This window comes from Rhizobium sp. YAF28 (genome assembly GCF_052113285.1).
Lineage (GTDB): Bacteria > Pseudomonadota > Alphaproteobacteria > Rhizobiales > Rhizobiaceae > Rhizobium.
Genome location: NZ_JBFRCX010000001.1, coordinates 569,534 through 586,336 on the forward strand (window position 1 = coordinate 569,534; position 16,803 = coordinate 586,336).

The window sequence follows — 16,803 nt, forward strand, 5'->3', positions numbered from 1 at the left end:
TCAACAGCCAAAATCAGGAACTGGAACCATGCCGAACAAAGACCAGGCCCTATCGGAGATCGAATATGAGGCGCTCGCCAATCTGAGATACAGGATCCGCAAGTTTCGCCAGTTCAGCGGGAAGGCGGCCGAAAAACTCGGCCTGACGCGGCAGCAGCATCAGGCGCTGCTCGCGATCAAGGGGCTCGGCGTCGGCGGCCGCATGAGCCTCTCCGGTCTTGCGGAGAAGCTCTTCCTTTCGCCGGCCGAGGCCGCAGAACTTGCAGCTTCGCTGCAGGAGGCCGGCCATGTCACGATCGACGCGAAACAGAAGCGCCGGCCGGCAGTCATGTTGACAGCACAGGCAGAAGAGCTATTGCGTCGTCTAACGCCCGCTCATCTCTATGAGATCCGCGAGATGGCGCCAGAACTCATGCAGGCGCTGCGCATGCTGCAGGATCACCGGCAGATGGAGGTGGCCGCATGGATGCAATGATCGCAGGGGACGCAAGGTGAAGACGCCAAAAAACGATCTGACGGATGCCGATTACGAGGCGCTCTCCAACCTGCGCTATACGCTGCGCCGCTTCATGGATTTCAGCGCCTCGGCCGCTCAGGAAGAGGGCCTGCCGACGCAGCAGCATCAGGCGCTGCTGGCGATCCGCGGTCATCGCAGTGAAGACGCCATGACGATCGGCATTCTGGCCGAACGTCTGCTGATCGCGCCGCATTCGGCAACCGAACTCGTCGGCAGGCTGGTTACCGCAGGCTATGTCTTGCGCCAAACGGACCCGGCCGACAAACGTCGCCAGACGCTGGAGCTGACCGAAAAGGCGGATGCCGTGCTGAGGCGGCTGACGGCCATTCATCTGACCGAAATCAGGGAAATGGCGCCGAAACTCATCGATATGCTGCAGAGCCTGCAGGCGGGTGGCGAACTCAAGTCCGATCCCTGGCCGAGCTAGCGTGAGGTCATCGGGCAGTCAGGCCCGCCGGTTGTTCGCCTGCTTCAGGTGATGGCGAATGCCGTGACCGGCAAGCGGCTCGTCGGCAAAACGACCGATGACATGGAGATGGGCGTGCTGGACAGTCTGCCCCGCGACCTCGCCGATGATGCCGGAGCATTGCAGCACTGGATCGTTGGTTTCCAGGAAATAGCAGCTGTTGTTGGAAAAAAGCGGCGGGGCTTTTTCCGCACGGTTTGCGGCACAGAAGGGGCACATAGGCATCATTCCTGACCAATTTCAGTCATTGCGTCGAGCAGGGCAATAGCGCGCGGCGGCGACGTATATGTGACAGGCTGATATCCGAGCACGGAAGCCGGCAGGGCTGTCCAGAAATAGCCGTGCTGCCGGCTGTTAGAGCCGACAGCACGCTGGGTCTCTTCCTCATGGCTGCTTCGTGAAGACGCCGAGATTGTAGAGCTGGACGCGCCGGTTATTGGCCGCCTCCGATTTCGAGCCCTCGATCGGGAAATATTCGCCGACACCGACGGCATAGAGACGGCTGGCATCGACGGCGAATGTGGTCGACAGGATCTCCTTGATCGCCTCGGCCCGCTGCTGGCTGAGATCGAGATTGTGCTTGTCGCTGCCGGTCGAACTCGTATGGCCGACGACGAGGAATTTGTAGGCCCAGAGGTTCGGGTGGTGCAGCGCATCGGCGATCATGCCGAGCGTGCGGTAGGATTCGGGCTCGATGGCGACGGAGTCGTTCGCAAAGGCGATTTCGACCACCATCTGCGGCAGGCGCGCCACCTTGCTCCAGTTCGGCAGGCCGGACATCTGCTTGCCCGATCCGTTCATGGCCTCCTGCCGCAACAGTTCGACATCGACGATCGGAGCGGCGCCCTGCAGCTTGCCGAGACCGTTGATGATGCGTTGTTCGGAGACCTGCTGCGCAAGCGCAAGCGCAGGGATCGCCAATGTTGCAACAAAGACGGCGAGGGCGGTTTTTCTCATCCTCATGGCCTTATCTCCAGCCTGCATCTGATATTGCCTGATTGCATTGGGCTCCGACATATTTCGTCGTCTTGATCAGACAGGCAAGAATATAGCCATCGCCTTTGACGCCATTGCAGCGCCGCGCCATGTCACCGGCGCAGACCTTGCTATAGGAGGCCTGCGCCTGTTCCCGTTTCTGAATGGATGCTGCGACGCTCGCAAGCGTAGACGTGCAGGTCGGCGAGACCTTGCCCGCATTCTGTGCAAGACAATCGGCAATCCTGTTATTGCCGAGGTTCAGCCCCTTGCAGAGTTTCTTGATATCGGCGCCGCAATCCTTTGCGAGCACGGTCACCGCATCGGCATAGCTGATCGTGTCGGCCTTGGCGGCACAAGTCCAGCCGATGACGGCGATCGCCGCCGCGCCAATCAGTCTCCATCCTCTCGGCATGCGTGAGCCCTCCTGCTATGGCCGCCGGAATGGCGTCCCCTCGGGAGCTATTGAATGCAGATCGGGAGTGCTCGGATAAGTACGTTACCGTAAATCGGGTTGTAAATCGGAGGGCAGCTACGCGCTTGCCCGCCGATAGAGCGCGAGCGAGCCTGCCAGCGTCAGCAAGGCGCCGCCGCAGATCCGGTCGAGCCAGAGCGCGCCCGATTTTCGTAACAGCCGCACAGCTTGCGAGCCAAGGACCGCGTAGCCGAACATCACCATGAAATCGATGGCGGCAAAGACGAGGGCGAGCACGGCATATTGCTCGACCTGAGCGCCCGCGGGGTCGATGAATTGCGGCAGGAAGGCCGAGAAGAAGAGATAACCCTTGGGATTGGTGACGGCGACGAGGAAGCTCTTCAGGAAGATCGTCACTGCCGAAGCGGATGCGTTCCCGTTTTCAGAGCGCAGCGAGACGTCCAGCGTACCCTTCGAGCGCAGCAGCATGACGCCGAGGAAGGCGAGGTAGCAGACGCCGACCCATTTGACGACAGTGAACCAGAATTCCGAGGCAGCCAGCAGCGCACCGAGGCCGAGAGCAACGGCGCCGATCAGCACGAAGTCGGACATGACAGCACCGATCATGCCTGATATCGCCCGGCGCACCCCGAATTTCGAGCCGTTGGTCAGGGCGAGAAGCACCGTCGGGCCGGGTGTGGCGATGCCGATGAATGCCACAAGCGCAAATGCAAAAACCGTCATTTCAGTCATGTCGTCCTCCACCGTCGTCGGAATCGAGTTATGGCATTCAGCGGATATTTGCGGAAGGGCCTTTGGTCAAAGCCAATATCCTGCTCCAGATCAAAACACAGACCTATATATCCGGACCATTTACGGCGGCGTTTACTGTAACGTACTTCCGAATATACGCCCCGCATGTTTCGCTTTGCGTGAAAGTGTCGCTCGGCAGGTCGCCAGTACCTTGGCCATCTTGGTCTTGCCAAGGATGCGCCGGCGTCAATCGGGTTTCTGGTGGGTTCTTCATTTCGTTCGGGGGGAAACGCACATGACAATTCAGATCGGGATCAGACGCCTGTTGCGAACGCCTATGTCGTTCGCTTTCCTGGCAATTGCTTCGATGGCCATTCCGGCCGCACCTGAGGCCAGGGCCGCTGCCGCTTCTCTGACGGAAGAGGAAGCGCGTGAGATCGGCATCGAAGCCTATGTCTATTTTTATCCGCTGATAACGATGGACATCACGCGCAAGCAGCTGACCAATATGGAACCGAAGGAGGGGTCGATCGGCGGTCCGGCCAACCGGTTCGCCAATGTCCGCGAATTTCCGGCTGCAGACATGAAGGCCGTGGTCCGGCCGAATTTCGACACGCTCTATTCGAGCGGCTGGCTTGATCTCACCAAGGAACCGGTGGTGGTTACCGCGCCGGATACCGGAGGCCGCTATTACCTCCTGCCGATGCTGGATATGTGGACGGATGTGTTTGCCGCGCCGGGCTGGCGAACGACCGGAACATCAGTCGGAAACTTCCTGATCGCCTCGCCCGGCTGGAGGCCCGAGCTTCGCGACACGTTCGGCGAATTCAAGCTGCCGGAGGGAACTGAACGGATCGACGCTCCGACGCCTTATGTCTGGATCATCGGCCGCACCAAAACCGATGGCCCTGATGACTACAATGCCGTTCACAAGATCCAGGACGGTTACAAGATCACGCCGCTGTCGCAATGGGGCAAAGGCGCCAAGCAGGCCGAGGTCAAAATAAACCCTTCCATCGACATGAAGACGCCACCGAAGACGCAGGCCGATACAGCTTCGGCGGAAGATTATTTTGCTTACGCTGCCGAACTCTTGAAACTTCATCCGCCGCACAGCACCGATCAGCCGATCATTGCCCGCATGAAGCAGATCGGCATCGAGCCCGGCAAGAGCTTTGACCTGTCCAAGGCCGATCCCGTCGTCCAGAAAGCGCTGAAGACAGCGCCGCAGGATGCGCAGGCGCTCATGGGTTGGAAGCTGAAGACATTGGCACGGGTGGTCAATGGCTGGTCGATGAATACCGACACGATGGGCGTCTACGGCAATTACTACCTGAAACGGGCGATCGTGGCGCAACAGGGGCTTGGCGCCAATCTGCCTGAGGACGCCATCTATCCGCTGAACCTTGCGGATGAAAGCGGCAACGCGCTCAATGGACAAAGCAATTACACGCTCCATTTCGAAAAGGAGAATATTCCGCCGGTCAACGCCTTCTGGTCGGTCACTCTCTATGACAATGATGGGTTCCAGGTCGCCAATCCGCTCAATCGGTTCGCTGTCAGCAGCTGGATGCCGTTCCAGTTCAACGCCGACGGCTCGCTCGACCTCTATTTCCAGACGGAAAGTCCCGGCAAGGACAACGAATGGAACTGGCTGCCGGCGCCGAACGGCCCCTACAATCTGACGATGAGGCTCTATGCGCCGAAGGGCAGCGCGCTGATCGGCAAGTGGAACCCGCCGCCGGTGACGCGTGCGGCGCCAGCAGCTCCGCTCGCGGCTCAGTGACAAAGCTAAGTGTGTCGGGCGCGCCATGATCCAAGCGCGCCCCGCCAAGCCTTTCTTTTCCATCGACAGTTCGGCCCGCATCGAAGCATTTCACGCCCGCAGCCGTTAAACAGGCGGTCGGTTTTGTACGCTGAGGAACGGTACTGCGATGGAAAAGACGGCGACGATGACAACAGAGCTGGCGCTGCTGCTGGCGCTTTCGACGCTCTGGGGAGCCTCCTACACCTTCATCAAGATCGGCGTCGAAACCATCCCGCCTGTGACGCTGGTGGCAGCACGGACGCTTGTCGCCGGCCTGCTGCTTCTCGCTATCATCCGCTGGCGCGGCCTCAAGATGCCGCGCGACCGGCAGATGTGGGTCTACTTTCTGGTCCAGGCCTGCCTGAACAGTGTGCTGCCTTTTACGCTGATCGCCTGGGCCGAGCGGACGACCGATGCCGGCCTTGCAGCAATCCTGAATTCCACGACGCCGATCTTTGCCTTTCTGATCACGGCGCTGATCACACAGCACGAGGTCCTCACAAGCCGCAAGCTGTTCGGTGTATCGGCGGGATTGATCGGAACCGCGCTGATCATCGGTACCGGAGCGCTTGACAGCATCGGAGATGCGCTCTGGGCGCAGCTCGCGATCGTGACCGCCACGATCTGCTATGCAGGCGCCGCGGTCTTCGGCCGGAATTTCAGGGGGCTCGATCCTATGATGCCAGCTGCCGGCTCGCTGATATCGGGGGCGGTAATCCTGATCCCGGTCAGCGTCATCGCCGATCGTCCCTGGACGTTGCAGCCGAGCCTGCATTCCGTCCTCGCTCTCCTTGCCCTCTCTGTCTTTTCGACGGCGCTTGCCTTTGTGATCTATTTCCGCCTCGTGCAGACGCTCGGTTCGGTCGGCGCCACGGCTCAGGCCTATCTGAGGGTACCGATCGGCGTTGCAATCGGTGTCGTCTTCCTCGGCGAAACGCTGTCCTCCACGGCAGGCATTGGGCTTGCCTGCGTCATGGCCGGTGTCATCGCAATGACACTGCCCACCCGAGCGCGGGTCCGTCAGGCGGTCTAATCCGCGCCGCCATCTTCATGATGGCCCCGCCAGCTACGAGCGCGGGATCCGCAATCGCTTGTTCGACAAAAATCGAAAATCGCCTGTTGTCATCGCGCTGTCATTAATGATGAGGATACGGGTCGGCGCAGCGGGGGAATATTGGCGTGGATGCAAAAGAAATGACCGAGGAGAAGACGGCGGCTCCACCGGCAGGTACGCCTGCGGAAGTCTTCGGCGCCTTCCTGAAGCTTGGCCTCACCTCGTTCGGCGGACCGGTCGCGCATCTCGGCTATTTCCGCAACGAGCTCGTGACGCGTCGCAAATGGATCGACGAGAAGGGTTATGCCGATCTCGTCGCCCTCTGTCAGTTTCTTCCCGGTCCCGCATCGAGCCAGGTCGGCTTCGCCATGGGTCTGCTGCGCGGCGGGCCGCTGGGGGCGCTTGCGGCGTGGAGCGCATTCACGCTTCCGTCCGCGCTGATCCTCATCATATTCGCAACTGCCGCCACCGCGCTCGACAATCCTCTCGGACAGGGCCTGCTGCACGGATTGAAGCTCGTTGCCGTCGCGGTCGTGGCACAAGCCGTCTGGGGTATGGCACGATCGCTGACGCCCGACAAGCCGCGCGCAGGCATCGCGCTGGCCGCGATTTTCATCGTGACATTGGGGGGAGCGTTCGGCCAGCTCGCAGCCATCGTGCTGGGTGCGGTTTCCGGGCTCGTGCTTTGTCGCGAGGCCGCCATCGAGCACAAGGCAAGTTTTTCGTTCGGTATATCGCGATCATCAGGCGTCACCTGCCTGCTGGCGTTCCTGCTCCTTCTGTTCGGACTGCCGCTTATCGTTTCCATCATGGATTGGCAGGGGCTGCGCCTCTTCGATGCCTTTTATCGCTCGGGCGCGCTGGTGTTTGGCGGCGGCCATGTTGTCCTGCCGCTGCTCGAGGCGGAGGTCGTGAGGCCAGGTTGGGTTTCGGAAAACGCCTTTCTCGCCGGCTACGGTGTCGCACAGGCCGTGCCTGGTCCGCTTTTCACGTTTTCGGCCTATCTCGGGGCGGTGATGGGGCCGGCTCCCAACGGTATCGCGGGCGCAGCCATCGCTCTGGCCGCCATCTTTCTGCCGGGCTTTCTGCTGCTCGTCGGCACCCTGCCTTTCTGGGACAGGCTCAGCACTTATCCGCTGGCGCAGGCGGCCATGCGGGGTGCAAATGCCGCCGTGGTCGGCGTGCTGGGTGCCGCACTCTACAATCCGGTATGGACAAGCGCGGTCCTTACATCGGCTGATTTTGCTCTTGCCCTGTCCGGCTTCCTTCTGCTGGTGGTCTGGAAGGCGCCGCCATGGATCGTCGTGGTGCTGATGGCAGCAAGTGCGATCCTGCTGCAGCTTTCCGCCTGAACCGTATCGGGCCAGTCAATCCTTTGGCGACAAGGCGGCTTCTATCGCCTCCCATGCCATCAGGCCAAGCCTAGCATCCGCCGCGTCGTTGCCGCCATGGGCGCGAAGGCTGGAGCGGGGCGTCGTCTCGCCTGGAAGCAGCACCCGATGACCCGCCTCGGGGTCAACGAGCAGTGACAGCGGCCTGCCGCCTTTTTCGCGCCGGCTGGCAAGCTCACGCGCAAAGCTCTCTGACGGCCAGAGTGCATCGTCTCCGCCGGCCACGAGGACTAGGTCTGCGGTGGCTTTCTCGATGGGAATCTGCGCTCGCCGCAGCGTTTGCTCGTCGGTCCCCAGGCATTTTTCGAAGAAGGAACGATAGGACACCAACCCATCGCGATAGTCCCGCTCCCAGGTGGGATCGGCGGGGACGAATTCCAACGGCTCTCCCTTCCAGGTCCAGGATGAACGTTCGGGCCATTCTCTGCCGTCCTTGCCGGGCCCGATATTGCCCCAGACAACCGAGCTCGGGCTGATCGCTATAACAGAGTTCACGCGCGGGTCCAGGGTGGCGACAAGCAAGGCCGCCTCTGCGCCTTTCGATGTCCCGACGAAGACGATGCGCCGGCATCCCCGCGAAATCAGGTAGTCCGTGGCGTCACAGAAGGTTTCCAGCGGGATTTCGCAAATGCCGGGCGATTGCCCCGTTGCGCCGAACCATTGCAGCGCCAGTGCTTTCGCGCCGGCCCCGGCAAACAATCTCGCACGATCGATATCGACCCTGCCGCTGGAACCGCTGAGCACGGCGACACCGGTCTCATTCGCATCGGGCCGGGAGACGAATGCGCCGTTTACCCGGCCTTCGAGCCGTTCGATTTTGCAGCTGTCCATCGCGCTTGTTACCATGCTGACATCTTGTTGAATTATCGGATGGTTCTCGACTGTCACTGAGGACGGAGCCTATCATGGTCGAGCATGCGCGTGCAGGGGCCTCTTTCGAGGATGCCGATGTCGTCAGCAACTATCCTTACCGTCCGCCATATCCCGAGGCGATCTACGGGAAGTTGCTTGCCATCGCGCCTAAGCGCAGCTGTCTGCTGGATATAGGCTGCGGCCCCGGCAAGATTTCACGGCCGCTCTCGCGGCATTTCGAAAAGGTCATAGCCGTCGATCCCTCCCGCCACATGGTCGAGCTCGGTCAGAGCCTGGAGGAGGGGCGCGCACGCAATCTTCACTGGATCGTCGGTTTCGCCGAAGATGTCGATATCCCCGATCGTCCCGATCTCATCGTTGCCGCTGCCAGCATCCACTGGATGGATCACAAGCGCCTTTTCGCACGGCTGAAAACCTACGCCGCCGCCGATCACCGGGTGGCCGTCATATCAGGAGATGCGCCTTTCCAACCGGCCTGGGAGGCGGGCTGGCAGTCTTTTCTCACCAGATGGGTTCCTGCCATAACGGGCGAGGCGTTCGATCCCATTGGCAAGCGAGAGGACTGGTCGGCCTACAAGGCGTTCCTCGACGTCGAAGGCTCCGAGCATTTCCACTCCGCTCCATTCGAGCAAAGCGTGGAAGACTTCATTCGCTGCCAGCATTCGCGCGATACGTTCGCGCCATCCCGTCTGGCCGGCAGGATGAACGAGTTCGACGGAGAGCTCGGCGAGATGCTGGCTCCCTATGCTCGCGAACGAAAACTGAGTTTCATCGTCCGGACGAAACTGGTCTGGGGCTCGATCAGGTTGTGATCTGCCTGTGCCCAAAACCGCAATCCGGCCGGTCAAGATGTTGAACCTCTAGGCCACTGCCATGATGACATGGGCCTGAATTTTGGCGGCAATCTCACCGTCGCCATGCCGGTCGGCAATCGCGGATGCGGCACAATCGGTCGCAACGTCCAGTTTTCCCGGGGCTCTGGCTTCGATTTCGCTCCGAAGGACTGTCCCGTGGCAATAGGCGAGGGCAGGAATCCGGGGCGAGGATGCGCGGCTTTGTTCGGCTTTCGTTTCGATCACCACATGGGAGAAACCTGCCTCTTCCAGCTCGGCGCGGATCAGCGCCTTGTCATGATAGCCGTGCGGCGTGCGGACCAGGAAGCGCGGCGGATCATCCGGAAACATCGTCGCAAGGGCATTCGTCACATCGTCGGCAAAAACATTCTCCTCGATGCGGTCCCATACGTTGAACAGGAAATGTCCGCCGGGCTTCAAGACACGCTTTGCTTCGCGGTAGCCGGATATGCGGTTCGGGAAGAACATCGCGCCGAACTGACAGCAGACGAGATCGAAGGCGGCATTTTCAAAGGGCAGCGCCAGAGCATCCGCCTGGCGCCATTCCAGGCGACTATCGAAGCCTTGCTGCGAAGCGGCATAGTCGAGCATCGGCTGGTTGAGATCGCTGATGATATAGCGTGCGCCCGACGACAGTTTCGGCGCCAGTGCGCGGGTGACGACCCCGGTGCCTGCTGCGGTTTCCAGAACGACGCCGGGAGACAGGGAAGCCGCTCTCCGGGCAAGATCCACGGCGAAGGGCTCGAAAATCAGCGGCACCATATAGTGGTCGTAGTTTTCCGGGATCGAGCCGACGAACAGCTTGTCCTTTTCCAGCATTGTCGTCACCTTCCGCCGCCCAATAGGGCTTCAATCACATCGGGTTCACTGCCGCTCACAGCCGCAGGCTTTCGTCCAGCCAGACCCGGAAGCCGCCGCGGAAGGCGTTGTCGTTGCTGCCACGCCGGCATTTGGGCGGCAGATCCTTCAGCTTTTCGACGTTGCCGCCACCGATGACGATATAGTCAGGCAGCAGGGCGGCAGCCAGGCGGTCGGCGACGTCGAAGACCGATTTTCGCCATCTTCCCTTACCGCGACCTTCCAGGCCTCGTTCGCCGACATAGTCCTCGAATGTCGCCTTCTTGTAGGGCATGTGCGCCAGTTCGAGCGGCATGCAGACGTTCTCGGCGATCATCGCCGAGCCTAGGCCCGTGCCGAGGCCAAGAAAGAGCATACGGCCGGCCTCGTAGCTGCCGATCGCCTGCATCAGCGCGTCGTTTACCATGCGCACGGGCTTGCCGAGGGCTTTTTCGAAATCGAAGCCCTTCCATCCCGGGCCGAGGTTGAACGGTTCAGCCGCGGGGCGGTGGGCAGCGACGGGGCCAGGATAACCCATGGCGACGACATCATAGTGCCAGTCGGCCGTCAGATCGGTAAGGGCTGCGACCATCTTCGCCGCCGTCATCGCGCGCCCCGATACGACCGAGCGTCGCTCGCTGCCGCTGCTGAGTTCCGCCTTCACATGCGAGCCGCCGATATCGACGGCGAGCACGATGCGGCCGGCCGGCGCCGCAACCTTCGGCTTGGCTCGCTCACGCGTCTGCTTTTCTTCCATTACGTCGGCCATGGCTGGCGCTCCTCTCGGCTGTACCCTTATTCCTTCCCGCGCTATTCTATAGGGCCCGCGCTATTCTATCGGGCGCAAGATCGTAGCCGGCTGTCAAGCCGGTATATTGCGGATCGCTTAATTTCATCTCACGATGGCACGGAAGACGAGCAAATAGAGCGGAGGAACAGCACTTGGCCTTTCCGACACGACCACCCGGTTCCGTCGAGCCGCCAGGTGCGCCGGGCATCGAGCCCCGATGGACGTCCAGTGACAAGAGTGCTGTTGGTACCGCCGTCAGTTCGGCGAGCTGCGTCTGGTTCACGGCAAGCCACGGCATCCTCAACGAGATCTACGCGCCACGGCTCGATATGGCCTGCGTGCGGGATTTCGGTTTCATCGTCACGGCTCCGGGCTATTTCTCCGAGGAGAAACGCGACGCCGATCACAGCGTACAGGCGATCGAGGACGGCGTCCCGGCCTTCCGCCTCGTCAATACCGCCCGCGACGGGCGCTATCGCATCACCAAGACCATCTTTTCAGACCCTGAGCGCGAGGTGGTGCTGCAGGACATCCGCTTCGAAGCGCTGATAGGCATTCTCTCGGACTACCGGCTGCATGCGCTTGTTGCCCCGCATCTCGTCAACGGCGGCGCCGACAACAACGGCTGGTATGATGATTTCAAGGGCAGGCAGATGCTCTTTGCCGAGGGGTCCGGGCGGTCGCTCGCCATTGCCGCTTCGGTGCCCTGGCTTGCGCGTTCAGTGGGCTATGTCGGCATTTCCGACGGTTGGCAGACGCTGTCGCGCGGCGAGGGGCTGAATGAGGAGTACAGCTGCGCCACATCAGGGAATGTCGCGCTGTCAGGGACACTGGATATGCAGGCGGGCAAGGGCCAAGCTGACCAGGGAAGGGCGCTGATCGCCATCGGCTTCGGCACGCAGCCGGAGGAGGCTGCCCTGCGCACGCTGCTCAGCCTTCAGCAGGGCACGGAACCGGCGCTGAAACATTATCGCAGCGGCTGGCGGGAATGGCAGGCCGGCCTGCTTGCGCTCGACGAACCACATGATCCTGACAAGCTCAACCGTTACCGCGTCAGCACCGGCGTGCTTGCCACGCACCGCGATGATGCGTCCGGCGCCATCATCGCCAGCCTTTCCATCCCCTGGGGCTTCAGCAAAGGCGATGACGACCTTGGCGGTTATCATCTGGTGTGGACGCGCGATCTGGTGGAAACGGCGGGCGGTCTGCTTGCGGCCGGGGCCACAGCGGATGCACGCTCCGTGCTCGACTATCTCGCTGTCATCCAGGAAGCGGACGGCCATTGGGTGCAGAATGCCTGGCTAGACGGCAGACCCTACTGGTACGGCATCCAGATGGATGAGACGGCCTTTCCGATCCTGCTCTATGACATGTTGCTGCGTGCGGGCGCGATCGATGCCTCGGAGAGGGGACGCTATCTGCCCATGGTCGAGGCGGCTGCGGGCTATATCGTCAGAAACGGCCCCGCCACCCAGGAGGATCGCTGGGAGGAGGATGCCGGCTACTCGCCGTTTACGCTCGCCGTCGAGATCGCCGGCCTGCTTGCGGCGGCCGATGCCATGGAAGCGGCGGGGCGGCTGGATGCGGCGCACTATCTGCGCGAGGTCGCCGACGGCTGGAACGAGCGCATCGAGGAATGGACCTACGCCACCGATACCGAACTGTCGCGCCGTCTCGGCATCGAAGGCTATTATGTGCGCATCGCCTCGGCGACCGATGGCAGCCTGTCACTGCGGCGTGACTTCATTCCGATCCGCAATCGGGACGATCTCGGCGAGGTGCTTGAAGCGGACCTGCTGATAAGCCCGGATGCGCTGGCGCTGGTGCGCTTCGGCCTCCGCGCCGCCGACGACCCGCGCATGCTCGGCACAGTCGCGGCAATCGATGCGGAGTTGCGCCGCGACCTTCCGGCCGGTCCCTACTGGTATCGCTACAATGACGACGGGTATGGCGAGCGCATCGGCGGTGCGCCCTTTGCCGGCAGCGGTGTCGGCAGGCTCTGGCCGCTCTTGACCGGCGAGCGCGCCCATTATGAACTCGCCGCCGGGCGAGCGGACGAAGCGCAGCGGATGCTTGCTGCGCTGGAAGCTTCGGCAAGCGAAGGCGGGCTCTTGCCTGAACAGATCTGGGACAGCGAGGACGTGCCGCAGCGTGAGCTTTTCCTCGGCCGACCCTCGGGCAGCGCCATGCCGCTCGTCTGGGCGCATGCCGAACATATCAAGCTGCTGCGCTCGCTGCGCGACGGCGTGATCTTCGACATGCCGCCCCAGACCTTTGCCCGCTATGTCGCAGCAAAGCCGGCGCCGGCACCGTTCTCCTGGCGGCTGACGGCCCGACGCGACCAGATGCAGGCGGGCCGGCGGCTCCGCATCGAACTGCCCGAGCCTGCTCTGGTACGCTGGTCCACCGACGGCTGGGCAAGCGCCGCCGACAGCCCATGCCGCGATACCGGCTTCGGCACTCATGTCTTCGACCTGCCGACGCAGGCGCTCGGCCCAGGCATGATCGACTTCACGATCTTCTGGAAGGATGCTCAGCGCTGGGAGGGCGCGGATTTTCAGATCGAGGTGGTTTGAGGCGACACCCATTTCCGCCAGTCTCGCAGAATTCCAGTCGATAAGAAAAGCGGCCGTTTCCGGCCGCTAAAGGGATTTGTTCCAATCTCTCTGCATTTCCGGAAGTATTTCCGAAAAAACTTGGGATCCGGTTAGAGGCCAGCCCCAGGGGATCAGGACTAAAGTCCAGACCCAGGGGATCAGGACTTGTAGATCAGCCAGCTCTTGGTGAATTCTTTCTGCATTCCGTCCTCATAGACGACGGTGCAGTTGCGGCCGGCGTTTTTGGCGCTGTAAAGCGCGATATCGCTCTTGGAGTAGAGTTCGCCGGCATCGTCGGCGTGCGAGGCCATGCAGATGCCGATGGAGACAGTGACCGGGCCATAATTGACGCGGGTACGGGAATTCTTGAAGGGGGTGGATTCCAGCGTCCGGCGAATGCGCTCGGCGACCGCCGTCACTTCGTCCAGCGTGTTGCCGTCGATGATGAGCGCGAATTCCTCGCCGCCGGTGCGGGCGACGAAAACATCGCGCCGGACATTGGTGCGGATGACGGAGGCGACCGTCGCCAGAACCTTGTCGCCGACCGGATGGCCGTAGGTATCGTTGATCTTCTTGAAATTGTCGATGTCGGCCAAGAGCAGGGCGGTGACCGGACGCAACGCCGGATTATTGAAGACGGCGGCCAGCCGGTCGTCGAAGGCGCGGCGGTTGGACAGGCGTGTCAGCGAGTCGGTATTGGCGATGCGCTTGTATTCGTCGAGTTCCTTACGGACCTGATCCATCTCCTGCGAGCGCTGGACCATGTCTTCTACGGTCTTTTCGCCATGGGTGATCGTATCGCCGGTTGCCTGGGTGAGCAGGTCGATGGCGTTTTCGATGAGATCGGCGCTCGTCGTGCTCTTGGAACTGATGCGCTTGCAGGTTTCGTTCAGCAGCCGGTTATAGCTTTCGAGCGAGGTCTGCTCCTGGCGCAGCACGCGCAGCAGGCCTTCCAACTCGCCGGCAATGCGGCTGTGGGCATCATCGAAGATCTTGGCTGGTGCAGTGTGGGAGCAATGCTGGGTGCCGAGAGCGTCGAGCTCGGCCTGCGTCGCCTGGCTGCCGAGCGCAGCAAGGTCACGGGTGAGCGCCGGGTTGGAGCCAATATAGGCTTCGTAGAAGAGTTCGTAGTTGCGGGGAATTGGTGCAACGCCCATGGAGCGCATGGCATAGGTGATCTGACCCGCCACATCGGGAACCTGCACCTTGGGCGCAACGGCCGTATTCATTCCGGCAACTCCTCATCCAATTCTTAAGCAATCTTCTATTTGTTATCTTAGATTTCTTGGGAAATGATTAAAGCGACATATACCAAAGATTACATACGATAAGTTTGATGGGGATCAATACTACGATCAGCCCTATGATTTTTCTGAAATATTTGTAAGTTCGACTGTAACGGAGACACCTCTTATGCGCGAGGTGCCCCAAAAAAGTTCAATCGTTTTCTCTTTTCTGGGATTGTTTTCGTTTTGTTGACGGTCGGTATCTTTGGTCTGGTCTACTGGCGGGCAGGGCGAGGCGACAGATTCTGTCTCAAGAGACCGGAATTATGGGGATCGGATCGCGGTCCCCTGTCGAAGGCATGAAGATCATGGAATCGCCTCGCCACACGTCACCCGCCATACTTGCGCTCGCCATCATTGCCGGCTGCGCTTTTCTTTTACAGCAGACTGGCTTCTTCAACGGCATCTTCAGCACGGATATCCTCGCCAGCGTAAAGGCGGAGGATATTCTCAGCGGATCCGATATCGCCGCCATGGAAAGACCCGTAATCCAGCCCATGACGGCGGCCCATATCGATCCGGCCGAGACGGCCTCTGTGCGATAGCTAGCAGCCTTAGTCTCAGCCGAGGTTCAGTTCCTGGAAGAAGTCGTTGCCCTTGTCGTCGATGACGATGAAGGCCGGGAAGTCTTCCACCTCTATCTTCCAGACCGCTTCCATGCCGAGTTCGGGATATTCCAGCACATCGACCTTGCGGATGCAGTCCTGCGCCAGGCGGGCGGCCGGGCCGCCGATGGAACCGAGATAGAAGCCCTGATGCTTCTTGCAGGCTTCGCGCACGGCGCGTGAGCGGTTGCCCTTGGCGAGCATCACCATGGAGCCGCCGAAGGACTGGAACTGGTCGACATAGGAATCCATGCGGCCGGCGGTCGTCGGGCCGAAGGAGCCGGACGCGTAACCGGCGGGCGTCTTGGCCGGGCCGGCATAATAGACCGGGTGATTCTTCATATAGTCCGGCATGCCTTCGCCCTTTTCGAGCCGTTCGCGGATCTTTGCATGTGCAAGGTCGCGGGCGACGATGATCGTGCCCGATAGCGACAGGCGCGTCTTGACCGGATGCTTTGAAAGCTCGGCGAGAATATCGGCCATCGGCTGGTTCAGATCGACACGCACGACGGATTCGGACAGCTTCGCCTCGTCGATGTCGGGCATGTACTTGGACGGATCGGTTTCCAGCTGCTCGATGAAGATGCCGTCGCGGGTGATCTTGCCCTTGGCCTGGCGGTCGGCGGAACAGGAGACGCCGAGGCCGATCGGCAGCGAGGCACCATGGCGGGGCAGGCGGATGACGCGCACGTCATGACAGAAATACTTGCCGCCGAACTGGGCGCCGACGCCGAGGCTCTGCGTCAGCTTGTGGATCTCCTTTTCCATCTCGATGTCGCGGAAGGCGTGTCCATTTTCGGAGCCTTCGGTCGGCAGCTCGTCGAGGTAGCGGGTGGAGGCGAGCTTGACGGTCTTCAGGTTCATCTCGGCCGAGGTGCCACCGATGACGATTGCCAAATGGTAGGGGGGACAGGCTGCCGTACCCAAGGTGAGGATCTTCTCCTTGAGGAAGTCCAGCATGCGGTCATGCGACAGGAGCGAGGGCGTGCCCTGGAAGAGGAAGGTCTTGTTAGCCGAGCCGCCGCCCTTGGCGACGAAGAGGAAGTCGTAGCTATCGGTGCCTTCCTCATAGATATCGATCTGCGCCGGCAGATTGTTCTTGGTGTTCTTCTCCTCGAACATCTTGATGGGGGCGAGCTGCGAATAGCGCAGGTTCTTCTTCTCATAGGCGTCGAGCACGCCCTTAGAGAGAGCAGCCGTATCGCCGCCTTCGGTCCACACGCGACGGCCTTTCTTGCCCATGATGATCGCCGTGCCCGTATCCTGGCACATGGGCAGCACACCACCGGCGGCGATATTGGCATTCTTCAAGAGGTCGTAGGCAACGAAACGGTCATTGTCGGTCGCTTCCGGATCGTCGAGGATCGAGGCGAGCTGCTTCAGATGGCCGGGGCGCAGCAGATGGTTGATGTCGGCAAAGGCGGTTTCGGCGAGCAGGCGGATGCCCTCAGGGTCGACCGTCAGAATCTCCTGACCCTTGAAGCTGTCGACCGAGACATAGTCGCTGCTGATCTTGCGGTAAGGGGTGGTGTCGGCGCCGAGGGGGAAGAGATCGTCAGCCATCGAAGTGACCTTTCTGGTGG

General features: G+C 61.2%; 17 protein-coding genes. 8 read left to right on the forward strand and 9 right to left on the reverse strand.

Annotated features, from left to right (window positions below):
- The first annotated feature begins 28 nt into the window (after nt 1-28).
- Nucleotides 29-475, forward strand: coding sequence for a MarR family transcriptional regulator (locus tag AB4Z13_RS03040; RefSeq protein WP_442205780.1), 447 nt, complete (start codon nt 29-31; stop codon nt 473-475).
- Between the two features lie 94 nt (nt 476-569).
- A complete protein-coding gene (locus AB4Z13_RS03045) occupies nt 570-944 on the forward strand; it encodes a MarR family winged helix-turn-helix transcriptional regulator (RefSeq protein WP_439017215.1) in 375 nt (124 codons plus the stop codon).
- Nucleotides 945-962: 18 nt separating this feature from the next.
- Here AB4Z13_RS03045 and AB4Z13_RS03050 read toward each other — a convergent pair whose 3' ends face one another.
- From AB4Z13_RS03050 to AB4Z13_RS03065, 4 genes are all read right to left on the reverse strand, one after another.
- A complete protein-coding gene (locus AB4Z13_RS03050) occupies nt 963-1,202 on the reverse strand; it encodes a hypothetical protein (protein ID WP_442205781.1) in 240 nt (79 codons plus the stop codon).
- Nucleotides 1,203-1,367: 165 nt separating this feature from the next.
- Complete coding sequence (locus tag AB4Z13_RS03055; RefSeq protein ID WP_442205916.1) at nt 1,368-1,940, reverse strand: OmpA family protein; 573 nt, start codon at nt 1,938-1,940, stop codon at nt 1,368-1,370.
- Between the two features lie 10 nt (nt 1,941-1,950).
- Nucleotides 1,951-2,373 (reverse strand): hypothetical protein, encoded by a 423-nt coding sequence (locus AB4Z13_RS03060; RefSeq protein WP_442205782.1) that lies wholly within the window; start codon nt 2,371-2,373, stop codon nt 1,951-1,953.
- Nucleotides 2,374-2,490: 117 nt separating this feature from the next.
- Complete coding sequence (locus AB4Z13_RS03065) at nt 2,491-3,126, reverse strand: LysE family translocator (RefSeq protein WP_442205783.1); 636 nt, start codon at nt 3,124-3,126, stop codon at nt 2,491-2,493.
- 295 nt (nt 3,127-3,421) lie between these two features.
- On the opposite strand from AB4Z13_RS03065, the gene AB4Z13_RS03070 reads away from it, so the two are divergent.
- The 3 genes from AB4Z13_RS03070 to chrA all read left to right on the forward strand — a co-directional run bounded on the left by AB4Z13_RS03070 (nt 3,422) and on the right by chrA (nt 7,339).
- Complete coding sequence (locus tag AB4Z13_RS03070) at nt 3,422-4,912, forward strand: DUF1254 domain-containing protein (protein ID WP_442205784.1); 1,491 nt, start codon at nt 3,422-3,424, stop codon at nt 4,910-4,912.
- A 148-nt stretch (nt 4,913-5,060) separates the two neighbouring features.
- A complete protein-coding gene (locus tag AB4Z13_RS03075; protein WP_442205785.1) occupies nt 5,061-5,966 on the forward strand; it encodes a DMT family transporter in 906 nt (301 codons plus the stop codon).
- 161 nt (nt 5,967-6,127) lie between these two features.
- A complete protein-coding gene (gene chrA, locus AB4Z13_RS03080) occupies nt 6,128-7,339 on the forward strand; it encodes a chromate efflux transporter (protein WP_442205917.1) in 1,212 nt (403 codons plus the stop codon).
- A gap of 15 nt (nt 7,340-7,354) precedes the next feature.
- Here the strand turns inward: chrA and AB4Z13_RS03085 are convergent, their stop codons facing one another.
- Entirely contained in the window at nt 7,355-8,209 is an 855-nt protein-coding gene (locus AB4Z13_RS03085) for an acyl-CoA thioester hydrolase/BAAT C-terminal domain-containing protein (RefSeq protein ID WP_442205918.1), read from the reverse strand.
- Nucleotides 8,210-8,283: 74 nt separating this feature from the next.
- Between AB4Z13_RS03085 and AB4Z13_RS03090 the strand changes: the two genes are divergently transcribed.
- A complete protein-coding gene (locus AB4Z13_RS03090; RefSeq protein ID WP_442205786.1) occupies nt 8,284-9,063 on the forward strand; it encodes a class I SAM-dependent methyltransferase in 780 nt (259 codons plus the stop codon).
- A 48-nt stretch (nt 9,064-9,111) separates the two neighbouring features.
- On the opposite strand, the gene AB4Z13_RS03095 is transcribed toward AB4Z13_RS03090, so the two are convergent.
- Both AB4Z13_RS03095 and AB4Z13_RS03100 read right to left on the reverse strand, forming a co-directional pair.
- The gene (locus AB4Z13_RS03095; RefSeq protein WP_113323471.1) at nt 9,112-9,924 is read right to left on the reverse strand and encodes a methyltransferase domain-containing protein; all 813 of its coding nucleotides are present in this window, start codon (nt 9,922-9,924) and stop codon (nt 9,112-9,114) included.
- A gap of 55 nt (nt 9,925-9,979) precedes the next feature.
- Nucleotides 9,980-10,711: an ROK family protein gene (locus AB4Z13_RS03100; RefSeq protein WP_442205787.1), complete on the reverse strand. Its 732-nt coding sequence runs from the start codon at nt 10,709-10,711 to the stop codon at nt 9,980-9,982.
- 173 nt (nt 10,712-10,884) lie between these two features.
- Here AB4Z13_RS03100 and AB4Z13_RS03105 point away from each other — a divergent pair, with 173 nt between their 5' ends.
- A complete protein-coding gene (locus AB4Z13_RS03105) occupies nt 10,885-13,308 on the forward strand; it encodes a glucan 1,4-alpha-glucosidase (RefSeq protein WP_442205788.1) in 2,424 nt (807 codons plus the stop codon).
- 179 nt (nt 13,309-13,487) lie between these two features.
- On the opposite strand, the gene AB4Z13_RS03110 is transcribed toward AB4Z13_RS03105, so the two are convergent.
- The gene (locus AB4Z13_RS03110) at nt 13,488-14,558 is read right to left on the reverse strand and encodes a GGDEF domain-containing protein (RefSeq protein ID WP_113323468.1); all 1,071 of its coding nucleotides are present in this window, start codon (nt 14,556-14,558) and stop codon (nt 13,488-13,490) included.
- A gap of 323 nt (nt 14,559-14,881) precedes the next feature.
- On the opposite strand from AB4Z13_RS03110, the gene AB4Z13_RS03115 reads away from it, so the two are divergent.
- A complete protein-coding gene (locus AB4Z13_RS03115) occupies nt 14,882-15,160 on the forward strand; it encodes a hypothetical protein (RefSeq protein ID WP_442205789.1) in 279 nt (92 codons plus the stop codon).
- 15 nt (nt 15,161-15,175) lie between these two features.
- Here the strand turns inward: AB4Z13_RS03115 and AB4Z13_RS03120 are convergent, their stop codons facing one another.
- Nucleotides 15,176-16,783: a fumarate hydratase gene (locus AB4Z13_RS03120; protein WP_113323466.1), complete on the reverse strand. Its 1,608-nt coding sequence runs from the start codon at nt 16,781-16,783 to the stop codon at nt 15,176-15,178.
- Nucleotides 16,784-16,803: the final 20 nt, after the last annotated feature.